The 14,533-nt window shown below is 64.8% G+C and carries 11 protein-coding genes and 1 pseudogene; 1 reads left to right on the top strand and 11 read right to left on the bottom strand.

Annotation, left to right across the window (positions count from 1 at the left end; genetic code table 11):
• Nucleotides 1-47: 47 nt before the first annotated feature.
• From WS87_RS22815 to WS87_RS22830, 4 genes are all read right to left on the bottom strand, one after another.
• The gene (locus tag WS87_RS22815; RefSeq protein WP_059819070.1) at nucleotides 48-1,382 is read right to left on the bottom strand and encodes a type II toxin-antitoxin system HipA family toxin; all 1,335 of its coding nucleotides are present in this window, start codon (nucleotides 1,380-1,382) and stop codon (nucleotides 48-50) included.
• 2 nt (nucleotides 1,383-1,384) lie between these two features.
• Complete coding sequence (locus WS87_RS22820) at nucleotides 1,385-1,807, bottom strand: helix-turn-helix domain-containing protein (RefSeq protein ID WP_059819071.1); 423 nt, start codon at nucleotides 1,805-1,807, stop codon at nucleotides 1,385-1,387.
• Between the two features lie 172 nt (nucleotides 1,808-1,979).
• Complete coding sequence (gene ribBA / locus WS87_RS22825) at nucleotides 1,980-3,104, bottom strand: bifunctional 3,4-dihydroxy-2-butanone-4-phosphate synthase/GTP cyclohydrolase II (protein WP_059819072.1); 1,125 nt, start codon at nucleotides 3,102-3,104, stop codon at nucleotides 1,980-1,982.
• Nucleotides 3,101-4,039, bottom strand: coding sequence for an alpha/beta hydrolase (locus tag WS87_RS22830; RefSeq protein ID WP_059819073.1), 939 nt, complete (start codon nucleotides 4,037-4,039; stop codon nucleotides 3,101-3,103). The genes ribBA and WS87_RS22830 overlap by 4 nt, the downstream gene beginning before the upstream one ends.
• A gap of 281 nt (nucleotides 4,040-4,320) precedes the next feature.
• On the opposite strand from WS87_RS22830, the gene WS87_RS22835 reads away from it, so the two are divergent.
• Entirely contained in the window at nucleotides 4,321-5,511 is a 1,191-nt protein-coding gene (locus WS87_RS22835; RefSeq protein ID WP_059525725.1) for a helix-turn-helix transcriptional regulator, read from the top strand.
• Here the strand turns inward: WS87_RS22835 and WS87_RS22840 are convergent.
• From WS87_RS22840 to WS87_RS22870, 7 genes and pseudogenes are all read right to left on the bottom strand, one after another.
• Nucleotides 5,502-5,686: pseudogene (locus WS87_RS22840) on the bottom strand (hypothetical protein); the annotation flags it as partial. The gene WS87_RS22835 and the pseudogene WS87_RS22840 sit on opposite strands and share 10 nt — an antisense overlap.
• A gap of 26 nt (nucleotides 5,687-5,712) precedes the next feature.
• Nucleotides 5,713-6,582, bottom strand: coding sequence for a 4Fe-4S dicluster domain-containing protein (locus tag WS87_RS22845; protein WP_059819074.1), 870 nt, complete (start codon nucleotides 6,580-6,582; stop codon nucleotides 5,713-5,715).
• A 10-nt stretch (nucleotides 6,583-6,592) separates the two neighbouring features.
• Nucleotides 6,593-9,571 carry a molybdopterin-dependent oxidoreductase gene (locus WS87_RS22850; protein WP_059819075.1) on the bottom strand — a complete coding sequence of 993 codons (2,979 nt, stop codon included), beginning with the start codon at nucleotides 9,569-9,571 and terminating at the stop codon, nucleotides 6,593-6,595.
• Nucleotides 9,572-9,625: 54 nt separating this feature from the next.
• The gene (locus tag WS87_RS22855; RefSeq protein WP_059819661.1) at nucleotides 9,626-10,363 is read right to left on the bottom strand and encodes an OmpW/AlkL family protein; all 738 of its coding nucleotides are present in this window, start codon (nucleotides 10,361-10,363) and stop codon (nucleotides 9,626-9,628) included.
• Nucleotides 10,364-10,477: 114 nt separating this feature from the next.
• Entirely contained in the window at nucleotides 10,478-12,472 is a 1,995-nt protein-coding gene (locus WS87_RS22860) for an acyl-CoA synthetase (RefSeq protein ID WP_059819076.1), read from the bottom strand.
• Nucleotides 12,469-13,425, bottom strand: a complete 957-nt coding sequence (locus WS87_RS22865; RefSeq protein WP_059525449.1) for a fumarylacetoacetate hydrolase family protein — start codon at nucleotides 13,423-13,425, stop codon at nucleotides 12,469-12,471. The genes WS87_RS22860 and WS87_RS22865 overlap by 4 nt, the downstream gene beginning before the upstream one ends.
• Before the next feature lie 36 nt (nucleotides 13,426-13,461).
• Entirely contained in the window at nucleotides 13,462-14,532 is a 1,071-nt protein-coding gene (locus WS87_RS22870; protein WP_059819077.1) for a VOC family protein, read from the bottom strand.
• Nucleotide 14,533: the final 1 nt, after the last annotated feature.

Raw genomic sequence — 14,533 nt, forward strand, 5'->3', positions numbered from 1 at the left:
GCATCGTCCACGTGGACGACCCGCCGCCGGGGCCGTGCCCGCACCGCCTACTCGGCCGTCCTCAGCTTGCTCGCCTGACGACGCATCCCGTCGAAGATCGCATCGGCGACGTCCGCCGGGAAATCCGCCGGAATCCGCGACGCGACGGCGGCGATCGCCGGCTCGGTGCGCGCGGCCACATCGGCCATGGCCGCGCGCACGTCGTGTTCGGTCAGACCGACGCGCGCGCCTTGCGCGATCCAGTGACGCGGCTGGATGTCGCCGATCACGTAATGGCGATTCTTCCCGCACACGGCCATCGCGAGCCGTGCGCGTCGCGGCGGCAACTGGTTGCGTCGCGTGCCGATGATCGGATGCGCGGACAGCACGTCGTACAGCGGCGTGCTGCGATACGTGTTGCCCGGCAGGTGCGCGATGCTGAAATTCTTCGCGTGGCCGTCGATGGCCGCGAGTACCCAGAACACGAGCTGCGTGATGAAGAAATTCCTCCGGTCCTGCGCGGCATCGGCGGAATTCGCGAGGATGCCCATGATCGTCGCGATGCCCGGGCCGCCGTCGGATTCGTATTTGGCGCCCGACGGCGTGCCGGTCGCCTGGCACATGTCCTCCTGCGGCAGCCGCAGGATCCACGTGCCGTCGCGGGACGGGCGGCGGTCGAAGCGCTCGACGATCAGCGCCTTCTGGTCGTCGAACCGGCCGATGTCGCACGCGGCGACGGGCAGGCCGTACGCGGCGACGATCTTCGAGCACAGCCATTCGTTCTCGACCGACGTGCGCATGTCGGCCTGCATGTTTCCGACACGCCCCAGCGGCAGCTTGAAGATATGCGTGGTCGGCGTGCTGCCCGCCGGCAGCAGCCAGCGCTTGCCGTCGCGCAGCAGCGCGGTCTTTTCCTGCGCGCCGGCGATCGACAGGCGCAGCTCGCCGTCCGGCTCCGCGTGGCCGGGCAGCGGCGCGGCGGTCGCGTGGCGCAGCACGTCGGCCACGGCCGCGTCGTCGAGCGCGGTGCCGTCGATCGATTCGAGGTCGACCGGGGTTTCGTCGGGCGGCAGCAACTGCAGCGCCCCGACGCAATCGCGGCCGATCGACGCGAGCAGTTCGAACGGCGCCGTCGACCCGAGCCGGTAGCGCTGCGCGATGCGGCGGCGGATCGGCTGGCTGTCCGGCAGCAGGTTGTCGAAGTAATCGGCGACGATCGCGCCCTGATGCGGCTGGTTGCCCGGCGTGAACGGCAACGACAGCGACAGCGGACGGCCTTGCGGATCGTCGACCCACGCCGGCAGATAGACGAGGCGCTCGACGCCGCGCCGGACTTCCCAGTATCCGACCGGGATGCCGTTCATCCAGAGGTCGAGGCGGTCGTGGCGGGGGCGGCGGGCCATCGTCACCAGTCCTCCCGCGTGGGGTTCCGGGACTTGCCGGGCGTCGCCGCGGCAGGCCGTTTCCGCGCGGCGGCGGATGGAGCCTTCGCGGCGGCCGGCGGGCGGGCCGGCACATCCGACGAACCGGAGGAGCCGGACGACCGGCCGCGCGCGGCCGGTGCGCGCTTGAGCGCCGGCGCGGTGTCGTCGGGCGCCGTTGTGTCGTCCGGGGTGCCCGGCACGAGCGTCAGGCGAACGCCGAGCACGTTCAGCACCTTGAAAAGCCGTTCGATGCTGACCGCGGACGGATTGGCTTCGAGCTGCGCATACGACTGTTGCGTCACGCCGAGGCGGGCGGCGAGTTGCGCCTGCGTGAGCCCCGCCGACTTCCGGAAGCCGACGAGGATCGGGCGCAACTGGCTCAAGGTCTGGACTGGGAATGCCATGGGCTCTCCGCGAAATGACAGGCGATCGCTTGTAATCGAAAAATACAGTCTATGGTATGTATCGTCAAAATACAAACCCAAGACTGTAATTCATAAAAACAAACGATAGCCTGTCACGCGGAAACCCGTGGATCGGTGAAAGGGCCTGCGGCGTGCGCTCGTCAGCCCGCCATCACGCCACCTGCAGCGGGCTGGCGTGGGCGGCGCGCGCGCTTTCCGGATCGTCGTCGCCGAGCGGGATGAACGCCATGATTTCCAGGTCGTGCCCCGACAGCGCCGGCAGCCGGAACGGGCTCGACAGCACGTTCAGCCGCCGTACGCCGAGGTCGCGCAGGATCTGCGATCCGATCCCCGTCACGCGGCCGTCGCGGCGTGCGTGGCCGGCGGGCGTTCGCATCGCGTCGCCGCGCATGTCGCAGTCGAGCAGCACCGCGACGCCGCAGCCAGCCGCATCGATCCGCTGCAGCGCCGCGTGCAGCGGCCACGAATGCGCGGACGGCTCCGCGTCGAGCAGGTCGAGCAACGAGTGGCATTCGTGCACGCGCGTCAGCACGGGCGTCGACGGATCGGGCTCGCCTCGCACCAGCGCGAGATGCGGCGCGCCATGCACGGTGTCGCGATATTCGATCGCGCGGAATCGGCCCCACGGCGTATGCAGCGGCCGTTCGCCGACACGTTCGACGAGCGACTCGTGCTCGCGGCGGTAATGGATCAGGTCCGCGATCGTGCCGATCTTCAGCCCGTGATGCGCGGCAAACGTCTTCAGCTCGGGCAGCCGCGCCATCGTGCCGTCGTCGTTCATCACCTCGCAGATCACCGACGCGGGCGTGAGCCCGGCAAGCGCCGCGAGATCGCAGCCGGCCTCGGTATGCCCCGCGCGCACCAGCACGCCGCCCGGGCGCGCGGCGATCGGAAACACGTGGCCGGGCTGTACGAGATCGTCGGGGCGCGCGCCTGCGCGGACCGCCGCGCGGATCGTCCGCGCGCGATCGGCCGCGGAAATGCCGGTCGTCACGCCTTCGGCCGCCTCGATGCTGACGGTGAACGCGGTGCCGAACGGCGTGCCGTTGCGATCGGCCATCGGCGGCAGGCGCAGTTGCTCGCAGCGCTCGGCGGTCAGCGTCAGGCAGATCAGCCCGCGCCCGAAGCGCGCCATGAAGTTGATCGCGTCGGGCGTCACGTGATCGGCCGCGATCACGAGGTCGCCTTCGTTTTCGCGATCCTCTTCGTCGACGAGCAGGACCATCCGTCCCGCGCGCAGCTCGTCGACGATTTCCAACGTGCTGGCGAGCGTCATTGCACCTCCGTCGCGTCGAATGCGCGGCGCAGCGCATCGGCGCCGAAGGTCAGCGCGCGATCGGCCGCGTCGACCGCGCCGAGCATGCTCGCGAAGCCGTGCAGCTGGCCCGGCCAGCGCACGAGCGAGACCGGCGTGCCGGCCTGCGCGAGACGCAGTGCATACGCTTCGGCCTCGTCGCGCAACGGATCGAATTCCGCGCTCACGATCGTGGCCGGCGCCGCGCCCGACAGGTCCGCCACGGCGAGCGGACTCGCGAGCGGCGATGCGCGGTCGGCGTCGTCGTCGAAATACTGTTGCTTGAACCAGCGCATCGCGTCTGCCGTCAGGAAATAGCCTTCTCCGAGCGATTCGTATGACGGATGCTCGGTCGCGCAATCGACGACCGGATACAGCAGCAACTGGTGCGCGATCGCGATGCCCGAGCCGCGCAGCTGCAATGCGGCGACCGCGGCCAGGTTGCCGCCGGCGCTATCGCCGGCCACGGCGATCGCACCGGCGCGCGCACCGAGATCGCGCGCACTGGCGGCGGCCCAGCGCACGGCATCGCATGCGTCCTGCGCGGCCGCCGGGAAGCGCGCTTCGGGCGCGAGCCGGTAATCGACCGACAGCACGAGCGTGCGCGCCCGTCCGGCAAGACTGCGGCACAGGTTCGCGTGCGAGTCGATACCGCACGCGACGAAGCCGCCGCCGTGGAAAAACACGGTCAGCGGCAACGGCCCGTCGGCATCGGGCCGATACAGCCGAGCGGACAACTGACGACCCGGTGCCGGGATCTGCCAGTCCTCTTCGGCGGCAATCGCATCGCCGGGCGCGAACGCGCTGCCGCCAGCGAGGCTCGCGCGGTACGCGGGCACGGTCAGTTGATCGAAATCGATCGCGGGCGCTTGGGCGAGCGCGGCGAGCAGCGCCTGCGCCTGAGGGTCGAGCGGCATTGGAACTCCTGTCTGAATCGGATGCGGTCTGAATCAGGTAAACCCGCATCGCGGTTTTCCCTGAGCCCGCGCCGGACGCTTGTCGGCACGGCCTGACGGGCATTCCAGCGCAGCGGGCAGGGCGCCACATCATCCGATCGGACGATGGTTCGCGCGTCCGATTGGCCAAAGCTCACCATTCAGTGAATGTCCCGATGACGCCGGAATTAAGACGCGTCTTAATCATGGCGGCGCGGATGAATCGCACCGACCACAAGTTGCATGGAGGATGGAGCGTGCTGATGGAGACGAGATGGGCTCCGCAAGAGAGCCAGTCAACAAGCGAGGAGGCCGACATCGGCGTCGCGGATTTCAGCGAGCTGATGGCGCGCATCTACCAGGGACCGTTGGAAACGCCGCCGTGGGCGGGGGCGCTCGAGCTGGTTCGCCGGTTGCTGCAGGCCAACTACGTGACGCTGATCCTGCGCGCGGCCGCGAGCGACCGCCGCGCGCCGCTGTCCGTGCACGCTTCGGAATACGGCCCGGTCGTGCCGGGTGACGGCGAGGCGTCGTACAACAACTACTACTATTCGCTCGATCCGTTCGTCGGCCTGCCGGCCGATCGCGTGGTCACGGTCGACGACGTGTTCGGCGACACGGGCTGGCTGTCGAGCGAGTTGTACAAGCAGTTCCTGAAGCCGCAGGACGTGCGCTACATCCTCGGCGCGGACCTGCGCACGCCGTCGGGCGTCGAGTGCCGGTTCCGCGTGTGCCGCAACCATGCGTCGAAGCAGTTCTCCGCGCGCGACAAGGCGATCTGCGCGCTGCTGCTGCCGCATCTGAAGCGCGCGGTCGAGCTCCATTCGCGGCTCGACACGGCCGAGGTCGAGCGGTCGATCTACGCGAACGCGATCAACCGGATGCAGATCGGCACGATCACGCTCGACGAGAACGGCACGATCATCGACATGAACAGCGTCGCCGACGAGATCCTGAAGCAGAACAACGGTCTGACGATTGCGCGCGGCACGATCGAGGCGACCGATGCGCAGGAGAACCGCACGCTCAAGCGGCTGATCCGCCACGCGGTGATGGGACATCACGGCACGGCGGCGGCGACCGTCGAGGCGATGCCGATCACGCGCAGTTTCGACAAGCCGCGTCTCGGGCTGCTGGTGCGCACCGTGCTGCTGTCCGACTGGTCGGAGGACAACAAGCGCCGGCCGGCGGTCACGCTGTTCCTGCGCGACCCCGACCGCAAGCCGCAAGGCGCGCAGGAAATCATCCGCAAGCTGTTCGACCTGACGCCGGCCGAGACGTCGCTCGCGCTGCTGCTGACGAACGGGCTGACGCTCGAGGAGGCGGCGGAGGAGTCGGGGATCAGCAAGAACACGGCACGCACGCACCTGCGCGCGATCTTTTCGAAGACGGGCGTGACGCGCCAGGCGACGCTCGTGCGGATCCTGCTCGGGAGCGTGGTGCCGCTCGGTTGATCGGAGCGGCACGTCGTCCACGCTGGCAATGCCGGCCATTGCACGCAGCCGCGCCGGATGCATCCGACGCCCGTCCGGATCACGATCGCACCGATCGCGAGCGCGGCCGGCCGCGCGCATACCAGCCGCGCGCTTCGAGCAGTGCCGAGCCGGTTTCGCGCGCCATGTGCAGCACGATGACGGCGGCCAGCCTTGGTCGGCTCATGAGCATTCGACCGCCACGGCGTTTGTCGATTGACTGAGCCTGATCTCGCCCAGGTAGGCGCTTTCCCCCAATTCGCACTCGCGCCAAGCGATGCCGAGGGCATGTCGGATCTTGACTCGGTAGAGGCCGCTACCCCTGGCCAGGCCGTCGAACCGGAAATCGCCGAAGGCGTCCGAGACGGTTTCGGCCACCAGCCGTTTGCCTCCATATAAGGTGACGACAGCACCCGCGACACACTCGACCACGTCCCCTGCCTGGGCACTGACACTTCCGCCGACGAAGCACGTTTCCCAGCGCTCAAGGCCGCTGTACCACACGCGGGGTTTCGTGCTCAGGTTGGGCCGCAATACCTTGAGTCCCTCGCGTCGGGCCTTTTGGGCCATCTCCGCGTCATCGAGCTTGATCGTCTCGAAAACATCGGTGGGGCACGACTGCTGGCAACGCGGACGGGACCACCCCTGGTCGAGCAAATGAGCATCGAAGATCCAGATCTGAGGCAGTTGCAGTTCTTCGTTCCAGACGATCGCCTTGTAGGGGCACGCCTTCACGATGTCTTTTCGGCCTCGTGCCTTGTCCGGATCGATGATGACGATGCCATCGGCGCGCTTGCGAATGGCGCTGCCGCCCACACGCATGCAGGGCGCGTCGTCGCAGTGGTTGCACATGACCGGCAGATAAGTGGTCTCGATCATGTGCGAGGCACCCTGTACACGCCGCAGGATGCGGATCGGGCTTTCGGCGCTGGCCGCAGCGGGTGCCGCGTAACCGGGGAAGTCATTGCCGACGTGCTCGTCCCGCGCGGCGATCACGCAGTTCTGGCAGTTCTCGCAACGGCCGACATTGATAATCAGGTTCCACTTGCTCATTTGAAATTCCTCACGCTGCGCGACCGAGCATGAAAGCTTCGGCACCGCGCCATTTCTCGACCTGCACCAGGCAGGAATTCGGGCTCATGCTGCTGGTGCCGGAGGTCTGCGGCCGGTCGGGGGTAAGCATGTTCATGCAACCGCCGATCTCGACCTGCTCGCCATCGATTTCGATCAGCTGAAATTCAGCGCTCGCCTCGTACGATTTCACCACTCCGGCGTTCACCAACGGCGAGACATCGGCCGCACAGATCACAGCGCCGCGGTCGTTGTGTACTTTGACGAGATCGCGATGGGCAATGCGTCGAACAGCGGCGTCAGCCGGATTGAGTCTCAGGAGCCAGAATCGGTGTCCCGCGATCAGCGCGCGATGATCCTCGATGCCATTAACGGCGGAATTCTTTCCGTCACAATAGGTATGAAAGCTGTAGCGGCTGTGGGTGGCGATCAATTGAAGCGGGTAACGCCGGGCCAGGTCCGAGCGTAGCCCCTCCCAGGAGGGGATATATCGGTTGAGCGGTGGTCGCTCCGGATTGTCCGCAGTGTGTCGCTTCAGCAACTCGGGCACGAACTCGAGTTTGCCGCTCGGCGTCTGCAGGCCCTTGCCGAACTGCTTCGAGAACTGTGACGGCAGCGGATGAGGTTCCGGCAGGTCCTTCTTCCTGCCTTCCGCATACCAACGCATGTCCACGGGATGGCGCAGCTCGGGCTTTTCGGGCGGCACGACGAAGTAGCCCTTGCGGCAAAATGCGCGCCACGAAATGTGATCGGGCAGATCCGACGAATCGAAGACGCGCTTGACCCAGTCGAGATCGCCACACCCTTCGGTGAAAATGCCACCCAGGCCCAACCGGGTCAGGATCGCGGTGAAAATGTCGTAGTCGGAGCGGGACTCGCCCAAGGGCTCGATGCATTTGTGCTGCAGCGTCAGCATGCGATGGTTGACCGTGCCATACCCGTGGAGGGCGTAGCCACCCGAATTCGCCCATTCCCCGATGTCCCAGCGCTCCAGCGACGTGCACGCGGGCAGGATGATGTCCGCGAACTGGGCTTCGCCTTCCATCCAGATTGACTGATTGACGACGAACTCGATACTCGAGTGCCGGTAGGCCTCCGTCCAGCGTCCGGCATTCGTCACGGTACTGAACGCGGATCCGCCGTAGCGATAGATCATGTGTATCGGCGAATAACCGGGCATCGGGTAGGTGAATGGCGCGAACTGGGCTTCCTGGGACATGCCGTCCCAGAGATAACCAGTGGCGTGACCGTTGAGAATCGCATCGGGCATCTGCTGTCGCGGCACCATCTGCTTGACGGGATTCATGGTCAGGATGTGTGGCATGCGCTGGTAGTTGTCCACCGCATTGGCGGTCCACGCCAGATCGCCTGAAATTCCGCCGTCCGCGTAGCCGGGGAAATAGAACTGGAGGTCGTGCGGGACACCGATTTCCAGGCAGCCGAAATTCACTCCCGGCTTGCCCCAGCCCTGCATGGACATCATCATGATCATGCAGCGCGCCCATTGCGCCCCGGTCGCCCCGCGGCCCGCGCCACCGAATCCCGCGCCGGTCATCCCGACGGCGAGATGCACCTTCTTCTTGCCCCACAGGCGCGCAAGCGCACGAACGTCCTTGGCCGGCACGCCGGTCTCGCTCTCCTGCCACTCGGGAGTCTTCGGGGTACCGTCGGTCTCGCCCAGAAGGTAGGCTTTCCAATCGTCGAAGCCGGTCGTGCGCGTCGCGACGTAATCCTTGTCGTACAGGCCCTCCACGGCCCAGACGTACATGATGGCGGTAGCCAGGGCGGCATCGGTTTGCGGCCGGATCGGGATCCAGCGGCCGCCCAGCAGCTGTGCGGTCGGATTGCAGTGCGGGTCGATGTGAACGAACTCGATGCCGAGCTCTTTGGCCCATAGGCGGCGCGGCGTTCCTTCGAATCCGGCATAGGCTCCGTTGGTACTTTCGGGGTCGCAGGACCAGAAGACGATCATTTCGGCTTCCTTGAGACCATCCTCGAGGCCGCCATAGCCGGAGGGCACGCCGACGCGCATCGAGTTGCCGAAATGATGCATGGCGCCCCAGTACCAGCCTTCCCAACTGTCCGGATTCGCGGCGACCCGGGTGAAGCCGATCAGGTTCGCGAAGCGCGTCAGCGCGCTGAGGTAGTAGCCCACGTTACCCCACTGATGGTGGGACGACATCGGGAACGTGATGGAGCCGGGGCCGTGAACACGCTTCTGCCGGTTGATTTCCTTGGCAACGATGTCCAGGGCCTCGTCCCAGCTGATACGCACATAGCCGGACTTGCCGCGGTTCTGCGGATTGCGCTCGCCGTCAGGGTCGAAGTCGACGCGTTTCATCGGGTGAAGGATGCGCTTGTCCGAGTAGACGAGCGACTTGAGTGTCAACGCGTGAGGCGCAACCAGTCCACGCCGTGATGGACTGAAGCGGCGTCCACGCGCCTCGATTACCCAGCTTGATGCATCCGTATCGTCCAGCTCGATGGGGGTCACGCGGACGATGCGGCCATCCTTGACATAGACGAACAGGGGCCCGCCGTTGGTACAGGTGGTGTAGCGTCGGGTGCCGTCACGCATGGGCGTGCCCATTGGCAGACCGACGGTGCGCATCATGCTCAGGGTTTGCATGAGCCACACCAGCAGTTCGTCCTCGCCCTCGGTGACCACCTTGAAATTCTTGGCGGCGTGGACGATCTCGCCCTGGTCCGGGTTCGGGGAAAGGAACTTCAGGGCGGTGGCGACGTCCTTGAAGGCTATGCGTACATCGGGCCGCGCATGCTTGCCGGCACGCGACCGAATGCGGCCATTCCTGAACTCGATGGCGCGACCGATGCTTTGATCCATGAGCCCGATCCACGCGACGAGATTGCGCTCCTTGAGGCGATCGCGATAGGCGGGGAAGCGGCGCGCCGTCAGGTCCAGAACCTTGGGCAATGCAAAAAGAATGGTCTTGAGAGCCTGTCGTTTCATCGTTCGATCCAAAGTGTTGCTTCCATGCAAGGGGCTGGCATCGGGTCGCACGCGCTAGAACGTATAAGCGACGTTCAGGAAAACGTTGACGGGATTGAGTCGGAGCGTCGATGTGGAAACGATCTGCGTCCCGGTCGCGGTCTGTCCGTATAACGTGAGGTGGGTCTTCACCGGCATGTAGCCGACGGAAGCACCGACCGACCAGTGTTTGGTCATCGCGTAACTCGCCCCGAGCTCGAACACCGGGTTCCACGATGAACTGAGTGTCGCGCGCGCTGAGCCGCCCGGCCCGAAGCTGTCGGAGACGAACTGGCGATTGGTCGCCCGAACCTGGGTGAACCACGTGTAGTTGACACCAAGTCCTACGTACGGACGGAATTTCGATTCAGCTGAAAACAGGTGATATCGAAGTTCGATGGCGGGCGGCATCGGCCTTGTCGTGCCGAGGGTTCCGTACTTCTGCAACGTCCCGTCACCGACCAGATTGACTGTCAGTGGCAGTCCAAACAGCATGGCGACACCAATGTTGTCGGTGACGTAGTACTCGGTGGTGATTCCCATCGTATCCGTCGAGCTGGCATGCGCCCCGGTACCCGCCATTTGCTGATTCACCGTTACGCCACCGACACTTTCCACGGTCAGCGGGGTTGCGTTGCCCTGTGGCGATATGTGTAGCCATCCAACCGATGTAGTGACGCTTCCGGCCGTCTGTGCATCCGCATTGTCGACAAGTGCAGTTGTGCAGACAAAAACCGCCACGCCTGCGAAATTCGTCATTCGCCTGAAATTCATCATGTGTCTCCTCTGTCTCGATCCGATTCATGAATAAAACTAATTTGGATAACTGATTGATCATGACAAGCCGCTTTATGAATTCGTGTTATCGCGGCTAGTGGCGCTCCTGAGTCACCGCAGATCTGTCGCTGTCGATCCAGCCGACCGTATCGGCTGCGCGGCGATCGAAATCGAGAACGCAAACGGAAATCGGCCCAGTACAAAGCGTGCCGGGGTCTCGTGCGCCGGATCGTTCAGCTCGACCGATACCGACATTCCGCCGGACTCGTTGGTCGTGACGTCGACCGATGCGCCTGGGGCCCCGCCTTGGTCCAATGCGGCGCGTATCGCGTCACTTGTCTCGCGGCGCTTGAGTTCCGGTTTGAATATCTTGCCGACGCCTGTGAGCGGGATCGATTCGACGATTCGGACATGCTTGGGCAGGGCGGCGCGTTCAGCGATCTCCCGCTGCATGAACACCTCCAGCTCGTGCTCGGTAGCGGTCATGCCCGGCTTGAGTTGAACATAGGCGACCGGCAATTCACCGGCATACGCATCGGGGCGCCCGATTGCCGCGGCGATCTGGACCGCCGGGTGCCGATGCAGCGGCTCCTCGATCGTCGCCGGGTCGATATTGTGTCCGCCGCGAATGATCAAATCCTTCTTGCGGCCGGTCAGCCAAAAGTACCCGTCGACGTCGCAACGGCCGAGGTCGCCAGTGTTGAGCCAGCGCTTGCCATCGCCGAGATCGAGCCAGAGGGCCTTGTTCTGGTCGGGATGTGTGTAGCCGGTGAAGACGTTCGGCCCGGAGATGACCAGCAGCCCCTCTTCGTTGGCCGCGCAGTCGCGCAGATACCGTCCCGCGTCGTCCACGACGACAGCTTTCATCGCCTGGAAGGGAATGCGCAGCCCGATCGATCCCAGCCGGCGCTCGCCGGTCGTCGGGTTGACGCTGCTCACGCACGTTCCTTCGCTCAGGCCGTAACCTTCGAGAATCCGGATGCCCGTCTTTTCCTGGAAGGCCCTGAAGACGCCGACCGGCATCGGCGCGGCACCGCACAGGCCGTATTCGAGCGAGTCGATAACATGATCGTCGACAGGAATGTCGAGCAGCGAAGCATAAAGTGTCGGGACGCCACTGAAGAAATTGATGTGATGATGTTCGACGATTTCCCAGAAACGTTTGACGACGCCGTCGCCCCGGTAACCCTGCGGTGTGCCGAGCACGACATGGGCGCCGCGCGAGAAAGGCAGCAGGCCGGTCACCATCGCAGCATTGACGTGAAAGAGCGGCAAGCCGCAGAAAGTCGTTTTGCCGGGGCCGATACTGTCGCCGAAGAACCGCGCGGCGCTCCATGCGTTCGCCACTTCGTTGCCGTGACTGCGCATCGCGATTTTCGGCAAACCGGTGGTTCCGCCGGTACAGAAGTAAGAGGACATGTCGCCAGGTTGAATGCGGCGCGCATTGTCTAGCGCTGTACCGGATTCCCGCGCGATTGCCGTACCGAAGTCGTGGATCTGGATGTGTGCAGGCACGGCGCTGCGCAAACCGCCATCGCCGTATAGCTGCGTACACGCGGCATGCTGGAGCGTGCGTACCGCCGACTGCGCGGTGCCCCGCACGCGATCGGCCAGATTGACCAGCACGAGATGCCGCAGCGGTTCGATGTCGTGAAGAATATCCGCGACTTTTTGCCAGAGATCGATCCCGGGAAACGGCGCGAGCGTGACGAGCACGCTGGCACCGGCCGCTTTGAGCAGATTGGCAATTGCTTCGCGTTCAAGCAGCGGATTGATCGCGCATACGATGCCGGTCGCCTGTCCGCCCCAGATCACGAAATGCGTTTCGGGCAGATTGGGCAACAAATAAGCGATCACCGACTGCGAATTCACGCCGATGCGCGCGAACATGTTGGCCGTGCGCGTGATGTCACGGACCAGTTCGCGATAGGTCCAGCACTCCGCGTCGCGGTGCGCGTCGGCGGTCATGAAAAAGGAGAGGGCAGGGGCGGACGGATCGATGGCCGCACCGGCACAGATCATCTCGTACGTGCTGGTCGGAAGGTCGCGCGGAAGGCCCTGCGCTTCGATCGCCAGTACGTCGTCCCGGGTCGCGATGCCGTTCATGCTGCTTCGTCCACGATTTCGTTACGTTGTACGCCCAGATCGATCGTTCCGTCGCGGCTCGCGATTCGGGCTTCGACGATATCTCCGGCTTTCAGATACTGCGCGCGTCCTGCCTGCACCTTCATGAACATCTTCCACTTGACGGATTCGGGAAAAAGCGCGACAGCGCGCTGCTTGAGCGGCGATGGGATGCTGAGTGCGCAGCCAGCCGGCGTGCCGGTCGCGAGGAGATCGCCGGCGTGAAGGTCGTGCACGCCCGACAACTCGGTCAACGTTTCCGCCGGGCCATAGACGAGGTTCGATGTCGAGTCCTGCTGACGCACCGCGCCGTTGACGGTCAGCGTCAGGTCGAGCGCCTTCAGCTTCGGGAAGTCACGCCGCTCGAGCAGGCACAGATAGGGGCCGACCGGGCCAAACGTCCGGAAGCTCTTGCCCTTGTAGAACTGCATCTGCGGGATCTGGACATCGCGCGCGGAATAGTCGTTGACGATCACGGTGCCGGCGACATAGTCGTGCAGGTTCGCGTCCGTGATCTGCTGGTGAGACGTGATGTCGCGCTTGAGGATGAGGCCGAGCTCGATTTCGTAGTCGAGAAACCGGACGTGCCGTGGTTTCACGACCCGTGAATCGGCAGCGACGATGCAACTCGTCGCCTTCGTGAAGATCATGTTGAATTTTTTCGCGTCCGGATCCATGCCCGATTCGATCATGTGCCGACGATAGTTCGCGCCCTGGCAAACGAATTGCTGGTTGGCGGTCACCGGCGGCAGCCACTCCACGTCCGACTCCGGAATAGTCGATCCGTCGAGCGTGATGAGTCGCTCAACCGGATTCGCCGCGAGAAAGCTCGCGGTCGTTTCGAAGTCGCCGGGAATCGGCGTGACGGCGCCGTTGGCGACCACACCCCATTGGGCGCGGCCGTTATGCCGGAAGTGCAGGACAAGCAGTGACATGAATGTGTCTCTCGTGAGTCGAACAGGCGGATGGGGTCAGGCGAACAGCTTCGCCAGGGTCAGCAGCTTGCGGATCGTCAGATCGGGACTGCGGCGCAGGTTGCGAAACAGCGCCGCGAGGCTCGACGGCGTGAACCGGGGTTTCGTGAAGCTGCGCGGCATCGTCGGGCCCCACTGCGCCATCGCTTCGCGGCTGACCGCATGCACGCCCGTCGGCTCGTCGGCCGTGAAAAGGTCGCCGTCGCAATAGTGTTCGTGCTTGTCGCCCCATGGGTCTTGCCAATAGTCGAAGATCTGGCTGCCGAGAATGTGCCGGCCGATACCCCACGCGTGCGCCCACCCGTTGTCGCGAAGCACGCGCTGGCCCATGCCGACGGCATCGGCGTCGACCAGTTCGTACGCGCTATGGCTATAAGTCGGCACGAACCCTTGGGCGAGCGCGAGCGTATGGTGATCGGCCGGCCTGTCGCCGAGGTCGAGCCGCATGAACGCAACGGCAGGGGAGCCGTCCGGCAGCACCTGGACATCGCTGGGGATGAACCCGAAATGTCGCGTGTACCACGCGCAGGTTTCCTGGAAGTCGGCCAGCTCGAGTACGACGTGCCCAAGACAAATGATCTCGGGTGCGTTTGCGGGTGGCCGCTGCGTCTCGTTGATCCGGACGGGTGCGTCGACCGAGTTGAATGGGAGCGGAGCACGATGCGGCAACGTGTCGGCCCGTGTCTGGCCAGCAATCGCATCGACCCGAAAACCCGACGGATCGGCGAGTCGCACCCGAAGGCCGCCGCCTGGCCAATCCGACGCCTCGATCTCCGACGCGCCAGGGACTTTGGCGAGCGCCTCCAGATCGGCACGACTGTCGACCCGCAATCCGAAGCCTACGAAGCGGGCTTTCGGCGCGCGGCGAACGACATAACAGAAGTGTGCGTCGCCCGTTCCGCGCAGCAGCAATTGCGTGTCATCCCGCAGCACCGTTCGGAGACCGAAGTCATTGAGAAAATGCTCTGCCTCGCCGAGATCGGGGCGATCGAAGATCAAATAGGCGAGCGCCGATGCCTTCGTTGTGGGATGAGGGTGGCGAGCCGGTTGTGTCGTGGTCAGTTTCATG

It is taken from the genome of Burkholderia sp. MSMB0856 (assembly GCF_001524645.2).
Taxonomy (GTDB): Bacteria; Pseudomonadota; Gammaproteobacteria; order Burkholderiales; family Burkholderiaceae; genus Burkholderia; species Burkholderia diffusa.

Bases quoted from the DNA above. Each gene is read 5' to 3' on its own strand.
- WS87_RS22815 (WP_059819070.1), bottom strand. From the start codon at position 1,382: ATGGCCCGCCGCCCCCGCCACGACCGCCTCGACCTCTGGATGAACGGC.
- WS87_RS22820 (WP_059819071.1), bottom strand. From the start codon at position 1,807: ATGGCATTCCCAGTCCAGACCTTGAGCCAGTTGCGCCCGATCCTCGTC.
- ribBA (WP_059819072.1), bottom strand. From the start codon at position 3,104: ATGACGCTCGCCAGCACGTTGGAAATCGTCGACGAGCTGCGCGCGGGA.
- WS87_RS22830 (WP_059819073.1), bottom strand. From the start codon at position 4,039: ATGCCGCTCGACCCTCAGGCGCAGGCGCTGCTCGCCGCGCTCGCCCAA.
- WS87_RS22835 (WP_059525725.1), top strand. From the start codon at position 4,321: ATGGAGACGAGATGGGCTCCGCAAGAGAGCCAGTCAACAAGCGAGGAG.
- WS87_RS22845 (WP_059819074.1), bottom strand. From the start codon at position 6,582: ATGAGCAAGTGGAACCTGATTATCAATGTCGGCCGTTGCGAGAACTGC.
- WS87_RS22850 (WP_059819075.1), bottom strand. From the start codon at position 9,571: ATGAAACGACAGGCTCTCAAGACCATTCTTTTTGCATTGCCCAAGGTT.
- WS87_RS22855 (WP_059819661.1), bottom strand. From the start codon at position 10,363: ATGAATTTCAGGCGAATGACGAATTTCGCAGGCGTGGCGGTTTTTGTC.
- WS87_RS22860 (WP_059819076.1), bottom strand. From the start codon at position 12,472: ATGAACGGCATCGCGACCCGGGACGACGTACTGGCGATCGAAGCGCAG.
- WS87_RS22865 (WP_059525449.1), bottom strand. From the start codon at position 13,425: ATGTCACTGCTTGTCCTGCACTTCCGGCATAACGGCCGCGCCCAATGG.
- WS87_RS22870 (WP_059819077.1), bottom strand. From the start codon at position 14,532: ATGAAACTGACCACGACACAACCGGCTCGCCACCCTCATCCCACAACG.